This is a genomic window from Enterococcus raffinosus (assembly GCF_001886185.1).
Lineage (GTDB): Bacteria > Bacillota > Bacilli > Lactobacillales > Enterococcaceae > Enterococcus_A > Enterococcus_A raffinosus.
On record NZ_JXLA01000019.1, the window covers coordinates 22,575 to 38,960 of the forward strand.

At 41.6% G+C, this 16,386-nt stretch carries 17 protein-coding genes; 12 read left to right on the top strand and 5 right to left on the bottom strand.

Annotated elements, in window-relative coordinates; translation table 11 throughout:
- Nucleotides 1-105: 105 nt before the first annotated feature.
- On the top strand, nt 106-1,650 hold the full coding sequence (locus RV13_RS11570) for a zinc ribbon domain-containing protein (RefSeq protein WP_010747311.1): 1,545 nt from the start codon (nt 106-108) through the stop codon (nt 1,648-1,650).
- Nucleotides 1,651-1,798: 148 nt separating this feature from the next.
- On the top strand, nt 1,799-3,463 hold the full coding sequence (locus RV13_RS11575; RefSeq protein WP_010747310.1) for an SWIM zinc finger family protein: 1,665 nt from the start codon (nt 1,799-1,801) through the stop codon (nt 3,461-3,463).
- An 83-nt stretch (nt 3,464-3,546) separates the two neighbouring features.
- Here RV13_RS11575 and RV13_RS11580 read toward each other — a convergent pair whose 3' ends face one another.
- On the bottom strand, nt 3,547-4,554 hold the full coding sequence (locus tag RV13_RS11580; protein ID WP_010747309.1) for a thermonuclease family protein: 1,008 nt from the start codon (nt 4,552-4,554) through the stop codon (nt 3,547-3,549).
- A gap of 307 nt (nt 4,555-4,861) precedes the next feature.
- Between RV13_RS11580 and RV13_RS11585 the strand changes: the two genes are divergently transcribed.
- The 6 genes from RV13_RS11585 (at nt 4,862) to RV13_RS11610 (ending at nt 10,600) form a co-directional block, all read left to right on the top strand.
- The gene (locus tag RV13_RS11585; RefSeq protein ID WP_010747308.1) at nt 4,862-5,950 is read left to right on the top strand and encodes a hypothetical protein; all 1,089 of its coding nucleotides are present in this window, start codon (nt 4,862-4,864) and stop codon (nt 5,948-5,950) included.
- A 740-nt stretch (nt 5,951-6,690) separates the two neighbouring features.
- Nucleotides 6,691-7,392, top strand: coding sequence for a response regulator transcription factor (locus RV13_RS11590; RefSeq protein ID WP_010747296.1), 702 nt, complete (start codon nt 6,691-6,693; stop codon nt 7,390-7,392).
- Between the two features lie 3 nt (nt 7,393-7,395).
- Nucleotides 7,396-8,301 carry a sensor histidine kinase gene (locus RV13_RS11595; protein ID WP_010747295.1) on the top strand — a complete coding sequence of 302 codons (906 nt, stop codon included), beginning with the start codon at nt 7,396-7,398 and terminating at the stop codon, nt 8,299-8,301.
- 78 nt (nt 8,302-8,379) lie between these two features.
- On the top strand, nt 8,380-9,300 hold the full coding sequence (locus RV13_RS11600) for an ABC transporter ATP-binding protein (protein WP_010747294.1): 921 nt from the start codon (nt 8,380-8,382) through the stop codon (nt 9,298-9,300).
- Entirely contained in the window at nt 9,284-10,018 is a 735-nt protein-coding gene (locus tag RV13_RS11605; RefSeq protein ID WP_249024479.1) for an ABC transporter permease, read from the top strand. Before RV13_RS11600 ends, RV13_RS11605 begins: the two co-directional genes overlap by 17 nt.
- Before the next feature lie 198 nt (nt 10,019-10,216).
- Nucleotides 10,217-10,600, top strand: a complete 384-nt coding sequence (locus tag RV13_RS11610) for an MmcQ/YjbR family DNA-binding protein (RefSeq protein ID WP_010747292.1) — start codon at nt 10,217-10,219, stop codon at nt 10,598-10,600.
- Between the two features lie 18 nt (nt 10,601-10,618).
- Here RV13_RS11610 and RV13_RS11615 read toward each other — a convergent pair whose 3' ends face one another.
- The gene (locus RV13_RS11615) at nt 10,619-10,912 is read right to left on the bottom strand and encodes a hypothetical protein (protein ID WP_010747291.1); all 294 of its coding nucleotides are present in this window, start codon (nt 10,910-10,912) and stop codon (nt 10,619-10,621) included.
- Nucleotides 10,913-11,103: 191 nt separating this feature from the next.
- Here RV13_RS11615 and RV13_RS11620 point away from each other — a divergent pair, with 191 nt between their 5' ends.
- Complete coding sequence (locus RV13_RS11620; protein ID WP_010747290.1) at nt 11,104-11,943, top strand: aldo/keto reductase; 840 nt, start codon at nt 11,104-11,106, stop codon at nt 11,941-11,943.
- 160 nt (nt 11,944-12,103) lie between these two features.
- Nucleotides 12,104-12,421, top strand: a complete 318-nt coding sequence (locus RV13_RS11625) for a hypothetical protein (protein ID WP_010747289.1) — start codon at nt 12,104-12,106, stop codon at nt 12,419-12,421.
- A gap of 46 nt (nt 12,422-12,467) precedes the next feature.
- Here the strand turns inward: RV13_RS11625 and RV13_RS11630 are convergent, their stop codons facing one another.
- The 3 genes from RV13_RS11630 to RV13_RS11640 are packed head-to-tail and all read right to left on the bottom strand — an operon-like array spanning nt 12,468 to nt 14,312.
- The gene (locus RV13_RS11630) at nt 12,468-13,112 is read right to left on the bottom strand and encodes an ABC-2 transporter permease (RefSeq protein WP_010747288.1); all 645 of its coding nucleotides are present in this window, start codon (nt 13,110-13,112) and stop codon (nt 12,468-12,470) included.
- The gene (locus RV13_RS11635; RefSeq protein ID WP_211276171.1) at nt 13,102-13,851 is read right to left on the bottom strand and encodes an ABC transporter ATP-binding protein; all 750 of its coding nucleotides are present in this window, start codon (nt 13,849-13,851) and stop codon (nt 13,102-13,104) included. Before RV13_RS11635 ends, RV13_RS11630 begins: the two co-directional genes overlap by 11 nt.
- Complete coding sequence (locus RV13_RS11640) at nt 13,848-14,312, bottom strand: helix-turn-helix domain-containing protein (RefSeq protein ID WP_010747286.1); 465 nt, start codon at nt 14,310-14,312, stop codon at nt 13,848-13,850. The genes RV13_RS11635 and RV13_RS11640 overlap by 4 nt, the downstream gene beginning before the upstream one ends.
- Nucleotides 14,313-14,506: 194 nt before the next feature.
- On the opposite strand from RV13_RS11640, the gene RV13_RS11645 reads away from it, so the two are divergent.
- Both RV13_RS11645 and RV13_RS11650 read left to right on the top strand, forming a co-directional pair.
- A complete protein-coding gene (locus RV13_RS11645) occupies nt 14,507-15,019 on the top strand; it encodes a hypothetical protein (protein WP_010747285.1) in 513 nt (170 codons plus the stop codon).
- Nucleotides 15,009-16,313: a glycosyltransferase family 2 protein gene (locus RV13_RS11650; protein WP_010747284.1), complete on the top strand. Its 1,305-nt coding sequence runs from the start codon at nt 15,009-15,011 to the stop codon at nt 16,311-16,313. The genes RV13_RS11645 and RV13_RS11650 overlap by 11 nt, the downstream gene beginning before the upstream one ends.
- Nucleotides 16,314-16,386: the final 73 nt, after the last annotated feature.

The window sequence follows — 16,386 nt, forward strand, 5'->3', positions numbered from 1 at the left end:
GCTTTTTAAATTACTATCCTCATTTATTAGGATCTTTGCTACAATCAATAGGAAAGACAAAGACTTGAATCAATGGTGAAAACCAACAGAACAGGAAGGGTACAAATGAAGAATTGTCCAAATTGTGGTCATGAAAATTTGGAAGATGCGCGTTTTTGCGAGGAATGCGGGCATCCGTTTACGTCAGAAAGCGTTGAAACATCGGAAATTTTCACTGAAGAAGAACAGCAACCACAACCGAAAAATGACCGCTTCTGTCCAAACTGTGGCGAATCAGTTCCGAAAGACGCTGATTTTTGTCCGAATTGCGGGCAACGATTGACGGCTGCGGTGGGACCAGCTCCTACAGCTAAAAAGCCGTTGTCAAAGAAGCAAAAAATCGGGATCAGCACGGGATTAGTGCTCATCGTATTATTAGTGGGCGGCTTTATGTTTGGCCGCCATTATTACAGCTATCCTCAGCAGCTGAGCCGTTTGGAGCGAACCTTCAAAACACAAGATCCTGAAAAAATGGCGGAGGTCATCACCTCGGAAGATTCCAACTATAAGGTATCCGCGGCAAATTTGAAAAAATTTATCAGCTACTATCAAGAAAGCAGCCACAAAGCAGATTTTGCTGATTTTTTGGCGGACTTAAAAAATAATCCCGGGCATTTAGAAGACTTTTCTGTTAAAACGAAAGGAAAATATCTTGGTCTGTTTCCGCGCTATCAGCTAGTGATTCAGCCGGTCTACTTGACGGTCACGACAGATCAAGCAGGGATGGACTTATCTTTAGATGATAAAAAGCTGGCGACGTCAAAGGGCACCAATTATCAGACGACTTGGGGTCCGTTGACTCCGGGAAGTTATCAGGTGGAAGGAAAATTAGACAGCGAGAAGTCCGTTTCGAAGCAATCGCTGATCCGCTATCACAATCCTGAATTTGAAACCGATAGCCATGTAGCAATGAATCTCCACAAAATTTCCTTCAAGGTTACCTCAAATATCGATGGGGCAAAGGTTCTGCTGAATAACAAGGAGGTCGCCACGATCGAAAAAGGGCAGGCGGAGATCAAGGATGTCGTTTGGCATCAGGGGATGGAGGTCCAGCTGGACTTTAAGACAGCCGGTGATTCACTAAAAAGTGATACGTATCAAATCGCAGCCAACGAGTTTCTGGCGGATGACTATAACGCAGACAGCTATGCCTCGGAGATTAACCTGAACTTTGATCATGTCCAATCGGAAGCAGATGTGCAGAATTTCTTAGATAATTTATACAGCGATTTGTCAGGCTATACGTCTAGATACGGAAGCTTTGGTTCCTCACAAAGAAGCGAGCTGGCAGAATATTTTGTCAACGGGCTGGGCAATGCGGACGAAAAAGACTTCGAGAAATTTATCAACGATATTCGCACGAGCGATAAAAAATCACGCGTCGATGCCAAAGCTAAAGTCGAATCGGTCAGTCTGACAGGCAAAGACATCTATACGGTCCAATACCTGATCTATTATGATACGGTTTACACCGACGACACGGAGGACGTGAGTCAGGTTTTCCGGTATAAGAAGGCTACATTGCGTTATGACGAAGACGATGCCACCTTCCAAATAGATAATCTAGGTGGCGCGGAGAACTTCGAGACAGTGGATAGTGGTGGTGTTTAAGCTTTTTAAAGAATGATACACGAAAAGGATGCTTTTCAATGTGAGAAGCATCCTTTTTGCGTGTGCGGAGTAAAGAGAATAGCATCAAAAGTATTCGTGCTTTTTATTCAGATTTATTTTAGACTGATGGAAAAGGAGTGTGAGCTAAATGATGTGGCAAGATCTTTTCCCTGCGCGCATCCTTGAACGGGGATATGAGTATTTTATGGCGGGAGTAGTCGATGATTTTGAGGTTCGTGAAGCACTGGTCAACGCGGTTGTTGAAGGATCTGAGCATTACGTAGTAACGATAGAATATACAGAAGATCAAATTACAGAACTGCATTGCGATTGTCCCTATGCGGCTGAGGGAAATAATTGTAAACATATGGTGGCTGTTTTGTTCATGTGTGAGGAGCGAAATGTTTTTCATGAGCAGAATTCAGCTCAACGTTCAGATACAGCAGAGGAATTAGAAAAAATTGTGATGACGGCAGATGAAACAATGATTCGCTCTTTTTTATTGTCCGCAATCGTTAACGATGAAAAATTAGCCCATCAGTTTGCTCGAGAATTTTTGTCTAATTATTCAGCGGAAAGTGTCCGCTATATTATAAATCAAATCGCTGATATTTTTGATACCTATGAAGACTATAGTGGGTTTATTGATTATCATAACGCTTTTACCTTTGGCGGGGATATCTTAGGGCTCTTAACAGATGAAGTCGATCCGCTGATTGAAGCGAACGACTATTCAGCTGCTTTTGAGGTTCTCGGCTATTTGGTTAATCGAGTCGACACTGTTGAAATGGATGATTCTGGTGGGGAGATCACCATGATCCTGTCAGAATGCTTTGAAAGATGGCAAACGATTTTAGCAGAGGTGAAGCTAAACAAAAAGAAACGGATGTTTGATTGGTTCACTAAGAAACTAGCGGTTTCTGATGATGAGTACTCAAAGGAATATGTTGAGGAAATTATTCGCGTTGGGTTTCCTGAAGCTAGCTTCGTAGAGGTTAAGCTGCGGTTCGCTAAAAAAATGATTGAAGAAGCAGAGGCGATGGAAAGCTGGCGAAGGGAGTTTCAGTTATCTGAGTGGGCTGTTTTCCTTATAGAAATGATGGAACAAGAGGGAAAATCTGAAGTAGAGGTAAGGAAACAGTATACTCGCTACTGGGCGTTTAGCGAAGTTCGTAAAAAATATATCGCAAACGCACTCGCTCGAAAGGACTATTCAACGGCCATCAAGACATTGGAAGAAAGCATTAAATTGGATCATTCTTATCTAGGGTTAGTCAGTGAATATAGCCATGTGCTGAAAGCAATCTATAATACCTTAGGAGATAAGGATCGCTATCTTGACCAATTGTGGCAGCTTTTGTTAACCGATGACCCAGGGAATATCGAAATTTTCCGTGAATTAAAGGCAAATTATACAAAAGAAGAATGGCCAGCTGCTAGGCAACGAATTTATTCAGCGTTAGAAGGAAAAGACTTTATGGATCGTCTCTATTTAGAAGAAAAAGATTATGAGCAATTAATGACGTATGTTGAAGATTCCCTTGAATTGTATAAGGTACGTGAGCATTTTGACTTATTGAAAGACAGATTTCCTGAAAGAATGCTAGATAAATATGAGAAAGAATTACGGCAATTAGCAGCCCCTGTATCGAATCGTCAAAAGTATCGTGCGATCGCTGATCTAATGAAGGGAATGACGAAGATTTCTGGCGGAAATCTTCGAGGAAAGCGTCTGATGCAGGAATTCAAGACGAATTATCCGAGAAGAAAAGCGATGCTGGATGAACTAAGTAAGCTAAAATCTCTGTATTAAACAGAAAAAAAGAGAAACGGCCAAATCCGATAGACTCCATCGGATTTGGCCGTTTATTAATGTTCCTTATTAAAAGATCGCTTTTAATAACACTTGGCACAAGGCGTTAACCCACGAGCTTGTGCTTCTTCTAGTGTGGCAGGCGAGTAAGTGCCGTTGCCGCATTTATGGGTGTGGTATTTACTACCGGTTGGAGTGATATAGACGGTCTGCCCCTGTGCGGCTTCCGCCGCTTGTGCTTGCTGCTGGGCTTGCGCTTCTGCCTCTGCTTGCGCCTGTGCTGCTGCTTGTTGAGCAGCTACCTCTTGGGCAAGACGTTCCTCCTCGGCTTTCTTGGCTGCTTCGGCTTCCTCAGCGAGTCGTTTCTGTTCCGCTTTTCTAGCCGCTTCCGCTTGTTCTGCGGCTTGCTTTTCCGCCGCTTCTTTTGCAGCCTGTTCCTTTTGCAGCCGTTCTTCTTCCGCTTTTTTTGCCGCTAACGCTTCTGACTGAGCCTTTTTATACTCATCTGCCGCGGCTTGACTGTACCCTTTATCACCTTGAGCATAATTTTCGATGCTCCAGATATTTCGTTTTTGATCTTTTGCCTGTTTTTCGGCCTTTTTAATTTTATCGAGGTATTTCGTATTCTTGCCTTTGGTGCTCGTCATCATTGCCAAACCTTCGCTTGCCAACGTTTCCTGCACTAATTTTCCATCAGCCCAAACATAAACCAACTCACGTTTTTTACTATCGCGTTTCGCACCTTTGTCATATTCAATCTGAATTTTTTCGGCATTTTTCAACAATTCTTTGGTGCGTTCCTTCGCCTCTTGTGCATAAGGATTTTCCTTTTTCAGCTCAGGTGCCGTGATCAATAAATATTTTGCTGTGACCGTCTTGCCATTATTCAATTTAAAACGTGTTCGATCCCCATCAATATACTTCTTCACTTTTACCGTTACTTTTTTGTTTGCTGTTCGTTTAATGCTCGCTTTCTTCTCGATCTTTGTTTTCGCTGCTTCTACCTGATATTGTTGCGTTGGTGAAGCGAATAGAAAGCTAAACAAGACAGCGAATGTAATACCTAGCTTTACCCCAATCTTCTTTTTCACTAAGATCCCTCCAATTCCCTATTGTTTGAAAATAATGATTAATAAATATGTGTGTACTTAAATAATACTATATATCTAAAAATAAATTAAACAAATAACTAAAATAGTTGTTTTGTCATTCTGGAAAACAAACGGTTTTTTGTGTGGAAGTAAAACGTAAAACGGAACTCAAAAAACTCTTTTCCTATTGAAAAAATAAAAATGTTGGCAACTTTTTAAGATTGTTCCTGTTATATAATATAGAGGTGAAGTTAAAAGGAAACTAAAAAGAGGATGTATAAATTAGAAGTAGAAGGAGAGAAAATCGATGTTAACAAAGCCATTATCACAAATAACTATCTATACTATGGGAAGAGAAAATCTTGAAAAACGAATTTCAAAATTTTATGCAGATTCATCTGATTCAGATACTGTTATTCAATACTTGGTCGCGGTGCTGATCCGGCATTCTTTGTGCATCAGTGATTTTTCTGATTTCTGCAGTGATTTAATCAGAGAAATTCTTCTATTTGCGGAGCCAACAGATGTTCTGCGCAAATGTGGTCCGTTGTTCCAGAATTACTTTAAAGAGGAGAAAGAGTGGGCACAGGTCAAAAACCGTTTATACAAAAATAAAAATGAATACCATCGTTTTAACAATCGCTTGAGCGACTGCAAAAAATACTTATTCACCCCAACAACACCTGTGGAGGAAACCGATGGTCAGCAATACAAGATTCTTTCCACATTTGAAGATGCAGTCGGCAAGCTTCATACATGGAGTTTGCGGGATGCGGACTCGAATTCCTCTGGGATGAAAATTGATGCCGTCTTAGAGTTAATGAGTTCGTTAACTATTTTTGAGAAAGAAGGCATACGCCGTTTTGTTAAGCTAGAAAATTCCGATATTCAAAACTGCACCCGTCATCCAAAAATCAGAAAAGGTAAAGTCGTGGAGGAGTCTGTAAAAGTTGAGACCGCCCGCTCAAAAGAGGAAGCGCTAACAGAGTTTGACTTTAGCCATATGACAGAAGACGAAAAATTGAACTTAGTAAAGGCATTATTGCCAGAAGGAATTGTATTGACCGATACTCGGATGGAAGAACTTAAAAAGGATGAAGCAAAAGAAGACTCTACTGAAATTCCTGCTGAGACAACGCAAAAAAACGAACCAATCAGCGAATCAGCAACTGCCGCAGTAAAAGAAGCGCCCAAGACCAAATCCCAGAAATCCTCTACACCAAGACCCATGGCACTTTCAGCTGAAAAGAAGCTCCCTTATGAGAGCTACAAGAAGCCGAAAAGCGAGAAGCAAAAAGAACTCGAATATAAGGACGGGCTGATCAGGAAAGCCAAAAAAGGGACGAAGAAAGCTAAAGAAGATAAAAAGAAAAGTAGGAAACGTAAACGAAAATAAATTGTTTACAATCATCTAGAGACACTCTCTTCAAACTGCAAAATTAAAAAAATCCCCTTTTGAAGGTTTATTTGTCATGGAATGAAATAACTAAACAGTCATCCGTTTTTTTAAACAATGCGGATGGCTATTTCACATTCAATTGAAGCCGAATCAGTGAAAACTTGAGTGGTAGTAGAAAAAATCTGTCGACCTGAAAAACACAGAAATCCCCGTAGTTACGACAGCAGCATAAAATAATTGAAATCAAAGAGATTGTACTGGAAATCGTTGTTATGATTGCTCGGCGATGAGGGCGTAACCCTGTGATCGACAGAAAAGTGCTTCTAAGACCAAGTGGCAACAGGTATAATTTAGGGTGGGTTAAATCTAAAAGAGTGGAATGTAAATGTCATTGCCGTAGAGAAAGTATTTCCTGGGGCTTATCTAATTTAAAATAGTGGAATGTAAATTTCCCTGACGCTTCAACACCTACGCCTAGCCCAGGCATCTAAATCTAAAACAATGAATGGAACGCAAATTATGTTATCACACAACCAATTCACCCAGAAAATTTCTCCAATTCCAAAGCACTAACCCCATAAAAAATCTACAGCCACCATCGCAAAAACACTTTTACCAGCTGGAGAGTGTTTTTTTGTCTCTTTATTTATTCCTAAACTCTGAAACTTTCATCCGAAACGTGGGTGATCTTTGCTAAAATTAAGAATAAAACCATTATTTTTATAAGGAGAAGACCGATGCAGGAGAAAATAAAGGTATTGATCATTGATGATGATCAAGAGCTGTGCTCGATTATTGAACGGTATTTGACGCGTGCTGAGTATGAGGCGGCGTTTGCTCATACGGGTGCGGGCGGATTGAAAATGGCCTTAACAGGGGAGTATCACTTGATCGTATTGGATATTATGCTGCCGCAAATTGACGGGTTGAGCATTCTAACAGAGATTCGCAAGGAGAGTGTGGTGCCGGTCTTGATGTTGACAGCAAAGAACGAGGAGGCGGATAAGATTCGCGGCCTGCAGCTGGGTGCGGATGATTATTTGACGAAGCCTTTTAGCATGGCGGAGCTGATGGCTCGGATTGATTCGCTGGTTCGGCGCTACACAACCTTTAATCGTGCAGCGGCAGGAGGAAAGACGCTGACGTTAAATCACTTGTCCTTCGATACGCAGACGCGAATCGTTTTATTGAATGAGGAGTCGCTGGAATTGACTGGAAAAGAGTTCGATCTTTTGTACTTTTTGGCTTCCCATAAGGGGCAAATTTTTACGAAGCGGCAAATATACCAGCAGGTTTGGGGCGATGAGTATGCTTTTGATGATAGTAATATCATGTCCTTTATCAGCAAGCTGCGGAAGAAAATCGAGCCGGACCCGACGCAGCCTTTCTTCATTCAAACCGTTCGCGGTGTCGGCTATCGGTTTAACCAGGAGGGATAGGAAATGATGATTTTAAGCAGTCTTTGTCTCTTACTGGCCGCGGCTTGTTTGTATCTGATGGCACGTCTTCGCACGAATAAGCAACAGATTGCTCAAGCAATGGAGGTTTTGGAAGATATCAGTGAAGGAAATCTTGATCGAAAAATAATTGCGGATGAAGGTTCAGACGTTGCAGCACTTTGTTTTCGTTTGAATAAAATTGTTGCAGAAATCAAGCAGCAGCTGAGTCGTCTGCAGGTTTCGGAGAAGGAATACCGCCAGCTGATCACTAGCTTGTCTCATGACGTTCGGACCCCCTTGGCTTCCTTGATTGGTTATTTAGAGGCGATTAACGATGGTCTGGTCACGGAGGAGGAGCAGCGGGAGTATTTACAGGCTTCACAGGCAAAAGCGTTTGAATTGGAAAAATATATCGACACGCTGTTTGAATGGGTCAATCTTGAATCAGGAGAACGCCGCTATCAGTTTGAAACCCACGATGTTGCAGAGCTGCTGCGGGAAATTGTTAGTGAATGGATTCCACGGATGGAGCCGCAATTTTCCTATGATATTCAAATCTCTGAAAAGGAACTGTATTACCAGGTGGATGTCGCGGCTTTTCGTCGGATTGTTGATAATTTATTGGAAAACAGCTTGAAGCATAGTCAGGGAAATAAGCTGACGATCAAGTTGACGGAGGAAAATCAGCTGCTGCAGCTTGAAATTGGCGACAACGGCAAAGGAATTTCTGAGAAAAATCTGCCGCGTATTTTTGATCGTTTGTATAAAGGGAATGAAGCTCGCGGGTCAAAGGGCAACGGCTTGGGATTGGCAATTGTTCAAGAGCTGGTCGCCGCTCATCAGGGCACGATTACCGCCAGCAGCAAATTAGGTGAAGGAACCACCTTTTATGTCCGCTTACCAAAATAAACCAGCAAAAAACAAGACTTCGGCAAGGTTAGGACAAGGTAGCGTTGCTAAGCTAAAGGTATAGAAAGGATGGTCGCTATGGACAACTTTATTATTAAAACAACCGCTTTGACAAAGCAATACAATGATCAGACTGTTGTCAAAGGCGTTTCGATGGCAATTCCTAAGGGGAAGATCTATGGGCTGCTAGGTCGTAACGGTGCGGGAAAAACGACGATCATGAAAATACTCTTAGGCTTAGCAAAGGCAAGCTCTGGGGAAGTCCGGTTATTCGGTCAAGCCCCCAGTAAACACCCGGAGGTTTATTCAAGAATTGGAAATATTATCGAGACACCAAGCTTTTATCCGTATTTATCTGGACCTGAGAATTTGCGCGTTTTTTCTAAATTGAAGGGACAGGTCCAAAAAAATAGTGTGGAAAAGGCCTTAAAGCTGGTTGATCTGACCCAAGCGAAGCATAAACGTTTTGCGAACTATTCATTGGGAATGAAGCAGCGTTTAGGGATTGCCAATGCGCTTATGAATGATCCGGAATTATTGATCTTGGATGAGCTAACCAACGGACTAGATCCGATCGGGATCGCGGAGATTCGTCAATTATTGAAGGAGTTGGCAGAGGTACATGGAAAAACCATTTTGATCTCCAGTCATCAGCTGTCAGAGATTGAACAAATCGCGGATATTATTGGCATCCTGCATGAAGGGGATCTGATGGAGGAATGCGATATGAGTCAGATTGCCCAACACAATCAACGCTACATCAGTATTACTGTATCAGATGTTCATCAAGCCACTCGCTTATTGGAGGAAGCCTTAAATGTGACCAATTATACGGTAGACGAAAGTGACACGATCAAAATTTTTGATTTTACCTATGAGCCACAAGAGCTCAATCGATTGTTTGGGACAAATGGCATAGCGGTTTCTAGCTTGTTTATCGGTTCAGACAATTTAGAGGAACATTTTCGGACGATTACAGGGGGTGTTGGCATTGCTTAATATCATTTCTGCTGAATGGATGAAGCTGAAACGCAATCGGATTTTCGCTGTGTGCTCGTTGTTGGCGTTATTTGCCTCTGCTTTTATGGTTTTCAAAGATTTAGTGATTGTTGAACATCCGCCAGAAAATTATCAAACGTGGATGATGAGCGTGTATGTGGTGGTAGGGGCAGTTTTGTCCATCCTGAGTGGCTTCATTATTACATTTTTGATGCAGCGAGAGTATGAAGATCGAACGATCAACAATGTATTGACCGCTCCCACCTCAAGATTACGTTTTCTTATGGGAAAATTAGCGATCTGGTTCCTCTGGTATTTTGGGACACTAATTGGCGTTGTCATCATTTATACGATTGGCGGCTGGCTGATCTTTGCAAATACTTTTGGTATGGCGGGGACAAAAATTTTGATAACTACCTTGCTCAAGTATTGTCTCTTAGGTTTTGTAGCAGCCGTCCCTTTGTTAACGGTAAGTGTGCTGCAGCGAAAGCTATTCTATCCAACAATCATGGTAGCTTTGGCTTTTACGGGGATCGAAATGTTTGCCATGAATATGCCCTTCAAAATGGCGAAGCTCATTCCTTGGTCAGCGGTAGTTGTTCAAAGCTTGATGGACCTGCCCTTCAAGGATGATCTGATAACGTTTGGAAGTATCTTTTTGACAGGGATAGTGGGCTTTATTGCGGCTTATTGGTTGTTTAAAGGGCAAGATTTGTAGCGTAAAGAATGAAATAGTTATTCGCGTAGTTTTATAGTAAAAGGGAAAAAACTATTAAAAAAACGTTTGTCGAAGTACGCCCTTCTATTTTAAAAAGATGGGCGGCTTTTTTGTATTTGATTGTCCCTTCGTTGCATGATACCTTAATTAGTAAAGTGATCTGTTCCTGAGTTAGAGGGGCGTGACAGAGGAGGAGCTATGGAAAATTCAGTGATGCAGCAACGTATCAACGGGTTTAAAACGTTTGGGGAAACGCTAAAGGGAGCGAAAGTTTATTTTCGCGAAGATTGGGAAGTACTTTATTTTGATTTGCAGGGCAAGATGTTCGGGATGATGAGTGATCAGGCGAGCGAGGATGCGATTATTACCTTGAAAAACTTGCCGGAAAAAAATGAAGAGCTGCGGGAGATTTATTCCGGGACAGTGATTCCGGGATACTACACGAACAAAAATCATTGGAACTCTATCAAGCTGGCCAGCGACGAGTTGTCGGATGACGCGATTCAGCAACTGATAGAAACTTCGTATCAGCTAGTCTATCAGAAGCTGACGAAGAAACAAAAAGCGGAAATTGAAGCATAAAAAAATGGCGCTGCTGAATTAGGCAGCGTCATTTTCATTTTTATTTTCTGACCAATGCAGGGCAAGGTAGTAGCCGGTAATGCCCATACCAATTAAAAAGCAGGCGGCATCAAAACTATTCACATCTGGTTTGAAAAGTGCGTAAAGGATGACGACGACCAGCCAATTTGCTATTCCCCATAGGACATTTGTGGAGGCAGAAGCTGGTTTTTTCCAAGGAACATCCCATCTTTCAGCGGTGATCCCTTTGACAAAGTGGGGAACACCATTTGCAAACAGCATACCCAAAACGATACAAATAATTGAATCCATTGTGATCTTCTCCCTCTAAAGTGTTCAATCAGTAGTATACCTCTTTTCCGCATTTTTTTCTGCCTTATCTGAAAAGTATTTCTTTTAAAGTGAGCAGAGGATTTAACAGATAGAAGAAGTTGATGGTAAGGTAGAAATTGAAACGTGCTCCATGATTGATGGAGCGGTTAAATAAAAGGAGGATTTTGATGATGAAAGCACCATTAATTACGATGAATGACGGGCATCAGATACCAGCGATTGGTTTAGGCACCTACCAGATTCGTGGAGGCGCAGGGCTTGATCAAGTTTTAACGGCGATCCAGGATGGCTACCGTCTGTTAGACACCTCCACGAATTATGATAGTGAAGGAATTGTTGGAGAAGCGATTCGTCGTTCCGGCATTCCTCGTTCAGAATTTTTTGTAACAACAAAGCTGCCAGGAAAGTACCATCACTATGAAGACGCGTTGATGATGATCCAAGAGTCACTCTTTCGGATGGGACTAGACTATTTTGATTTGTATTTGATTCACTGGCCCTTACCAAAACGAGGACTTTACGTTGAAGCTTGGCAGGCGCTAGTGACTGCGCAAAAATTAGGACTGATCCGTTCGATCGGGGTTTCTAACTTTGAACCAGAGCATTTAGATAAGATCATTGAAGAAACCGGTGTGACACCGGCGGTTAATCAAATCGAGATTCATCCTTATTGGGTGCAAGAACGAATGGTCGCAGCAAATCAGGAACGCGGGATTATAACTGAAGCGTGGAGTCCTTTGGGTCGCGGCAGCGATGCCTTGAAGGAATCAGTGATTACTGAGCTAGCCGAAAAATACGAAAAAACACCGGCACAAATCATTTTACGCTGGCATACGCAACGGGGAATTCTTCCTATTCCTAAATCCCGGAATTTGGTACATCAGCGGGAAAATCTGGCTATTTACGATTTTGAATTGTCTCAAACAGAAATTGAGCGAATCAATCTTTTAGAAAAGGCGGATGGCCGCATTGATGGTCAAGATCCGAATGAATACGAAGAGTTTGAGTAAAACAAGCTGATTTTCATTTTATTTTTTTCAGGAAAATAAGGCGTCTTCATATATTTCTTTCAAAAATAAAGGAATATTCGCTAAACAATTAATTTTTCATTCAAAAACGTTTTCAACTGTGGCATACTAAAAGTAAGAAGATGCTTCAGGGGAGGACGTAATGAAGAAAGTAGTGGCACTGGTTGGTGTACTGGGTGCAGCATTTTTATTCTTTTGGTTTACTCAAAGGAAGGATGTTGCTGTTGAGGAGCAGGAAACGCCTGATTTCTCGCAGACAGAACAGGTTGCGCCTAGTGAAGATTTTTTCACGAATCGTGACTTAAATGAGCTAGAAAAGGTGACATACTCGCGCCATAAAGAGTTGCTGGAGGATCTGACCGGTGAGGGGAAATTGGTCAGAAAAGCCACTCAGAAAGAGTTTGTCGGAGCGAAAGTAAACGACGATGGACTCTCTTGGACGGGGTATTTCGAGAAGTAAAAAACGTTTTGATCGGCAAACGATCAAAACGTTTTTTTCGTAGAGCTTATAAATTCACTTGACTAAATCGACGAACAGAAACTTTATAGGTTCTCCACATGGCAACAAGATAAATCAGCAGGCCTGCAGCTAAAATAGGCAGCTGCTTGATTTGTCCGTCAAAAGCGACTGAATCCAACCAAGCCAGCTGTGGAAAATGGACAAGAACTTCGACGATGATCGCGATAAAAGTCGCTGGAGCTAACGCTTTTAAAAAGGAAGTCCCGACTTTGTAGCCTGTTTGAAAATAACTTGTTAGAAAGATGAAATTAAAGCAGCTGAAGATGATCAGACCAAAACCATAAAGCGCCACATTCGCTTCGATTCCCACAGGATTTGGCATGGATAGAAGCCTAAGTCGTAGAAAGGCAAAAGGAATAGAAATTACAATCGTTAATAGCTGAGAGATCAATAAAACTAGCCATTTTCCTAAAACAACCTCCGAACGCTTCAATGGAAGCAAAGCAGAATAATAGATATCATTGTTTTCTCGTGTATACATCAGATTAATAAAATTCCCGATCAAACTGAAAAGAAAGACCATTGTATAGGGATATCCAGGTATTAAAATGAGTGGTCCCATCAGTGTAAAGACAATCAAATTAGGATGAAGGGCCAGACGAAATTCCTTATAGAGTAAGTTAGAAATCATAGTGTTTTCTCTCCATTCGTACCATAATATCTTCCAAGCTCAGCGCCTCTGTTTCCTCAGGGCGTTTCAGCTTTTGGAAATAATCAATGAATTCTTGTTTCGGCGCTGCTTTGACCAATTCTCCTGCCTTGATATAAACAATGCCATCTGCACATTTTTCTAGGTCGGAGGTAATATGCGTGGAGAAAAGAATGCTCTTCTCTCCATTTTCAACGATTTGAAGAAAAATCTCCATCAGCTCATCCCGTGAAACTGGATCAAGACCACTAGTAGGCTCATCAAAAATAAATAGTTTTGCTTTGTGAGACAGAGCTAAGGCAATCAAATATTTCACCCGCATCCCAGCGGAAAGTTCCTTGACTTTTTTATTAGGGTCCAAGGAAAAAAGCGTTAAGAAGTTTTGATATGCTGCTTCATCCCAATCTTCGTAAAATCGCTTCGTCACTTTCGTAATGTCTTTGATCTTCTTCTCCTTATAAAAATCGATGCCGCCTAGAACAACCCCAGTCTGCTGCTTGCAGGCCAATTCATTCTCCAAAAAGAGTTTCTCAAACATCGTAACATTTCCATGATCAATAAGAATCAGGTTCAATAAAGTCTTCAAAATAGTAGTTTTACCGGCACCATTGATACCGATCAATCCGATGATTTTTCCCTCTGGTACTTGAAAGCTGACATTTTTTAAGGAAAATGTCGGATAATTTTTAGTCAGTTCTGTGACTTCCATCAGGTTCATCAGGATTCCTCCTTTCGATTAAAAAGCGGTTCAAGACTATTTCCTGTTAGTTGTATGAAGCTTTGGCTGTCGATCAAAGCGATGCCGGGAAAAGCTGGGTTCGTGTCGCCAAGAACCACTAAGGTATCACCCGTTTCAATGTTGAAAAGATCACGAGCTTTCTTGGGTAAAACAATCTGTCCCCGTGCCCCCACAGGAATGATTCCAAAAATGTGTTTGCCGGCTGGTCCAATCGGCACCCCTTCTTCTTCTTGATTGTGTCTGATGAGATCCGTTAATGTAACCTCGTATAAATTCGCTAGTGCGTCACACTTCAATACGTCTGGCAAAGACTCGCCGCTTTCCCATTTAGCAACGGCTTGACGTGAGACCTCTAGCTTTTCTGCGACATATTCTAAGGACCAATTGTTTCGATTTCTTAATGATCGCAGGTTGTTCGCGATCGGATTTTTCTGATTATTCATATTTTTCATCTCCCTTGATTACACTTTAGCTTATTTGTCTATAAAAGAGTATCAACCGCCGATAACAAAATTGGTAAACATCGGTTGCTTTAGGAAAAAGATTAAATTCTGTTAATGAATGAAAACAAAACTGTTGTGTTTTCAGAAAATGAAGTCATAATGATTGAAAAAGATTGAGAGCGGGAAAAGACAGCATGAGAGAGCAAGAAGATCGCCATGAATCAGAGAAACGTTTTGTAAAGGATCACTTTTTTGAAAAAGGCTATTGGAGGAATAAATTCTATATTGGTATACTAACGATTATCGGCTGGATTGCTGTAGGTATTCCAGTTTATTGGACACTTTCATCGACACTTTTGAAGAATAATTCACAAGTCTATCATGTGTGGAAGGATCGTACGGGAGAGGCGGTTTATTATCACACGGGCTTTCAGTTTTTAGTTTCTCTGGGGATTCTCTCAATCGGTCTCTTCTTTTTGGTGCTGCGGAATAATCATCGAATCAAATACCACGAGCGGGTAGAAAAGCTTTACGATGACGAAGGTCTGGGCATCAGAAAAACGGCGTTGAATACTTTCTATTCGGAACGCTTTGGCTCAGAAGAGACCCGTCATGAAATCCGTTACTATTCTGTGCCGGAGGAGAAGAATCTAGCGGATGCAACGATTCGCGAGCTTTATAAGGAGGCAGAGCAGCATGGCGATTGATACAGGTTCACCAATTTTAAACGGAATAATAAATGTGCTGCTGTTCACTTTAGTTAGTTATCCAGTGCTTGGTGCGTTTATTTGGTTGATCGAGGTTGTTTTTTATCGTTTCTTTTATCGCTATAAACGGACGACCTTCAAAAAGATTCCTATTTCAGAAGAGCCCTTTGTGACGATCATGGTACCGGCACATAATGAAGAAATCGTGATTGAAGATACGCTGGACTATTTGTTAAATAAACTGAACTATCACAATTATGAGGTGCTTGTTACCGACGATGGTTCAACCGATCAAACCCCTGAAATTTTAGCTCGTTTACAGAGCCGCTATTCCCGATTACGCGTGCTGCGGATCGAAAAGAATAAAGGGAAAGCCCATGCCTTTAATATTGGCGTGGGTTTTGCCAAGGGTGAGTACATATTAAGCAATGATGCAGATACTATTCCTGAAGCCGATGCGCTTTGGAAGTATATGAATTACTTCATGACGGAAGCCGATCAAAATGTGGCGGCAGTGACTGGGAATATGGATGTTCAAAATCGGTCGAAGATCATTGAAAAGGCGCAAACCGTCGAATTTTCAAGTATTGTCGGAGTGATCAAACGGGGACAGGTAGGGACCCTTGGAACGATGTATGCTTACAGTGGTGCTAATACAATGTATCGCAAAGATGCCCTGATTGATGTGGGCTTATTTCGCCAAGATCGGGCAACTGAGGACATCAGTATCGCGTGGGATCAACAGCTGCAGGGTTGGATACCGACCTTTGCGCCGGATATTATGTTTTTCATGGGTGTTCCCAACACATTAAAAATGCTATACCGTCAGCGAAAACGTTGGTCAAAAGGCGGAACAGAAGTGTGGCTGACCAATATGAAGAAGGTTCCGCTGCATCCGATCAAGTATTTTGAACAGTTTTTGTTGTTTTTAGATCAAAGCTTCAGTATTTTGTGGAGCCTTTATTATTGGCTGTTTTCAGTGCCGTTTATTGGAATGATGATTTATTCACTAATTTTGGGCGAATACCATCGAGTCTTCCATATGCTGACCTTGTCCTTCATCTTCATAAATTTTGAAATGTTGGCTGGTTTTCTGCAGGTCGCGGCCGCGCTCATTATTGATGATGGTGGTCGGAAGCTCAAATATCTGATTTTTGCACCTTTTTACATGCTGATCTATTGGATGATGAATACATTGACAGTGGCAACAACCTTTATTCCGGCAATCAAAACAATTTTAGGCTTCGGGACAGGCACCTGGGTGAGTCCAACGCGCGTATCCATCAGTAAATAAAATAATTATCCGCTGAGAATATTCTTAGTGGATTTTTTATGGTTCCTACAGGCAGGAAATAAGACTAAATTAA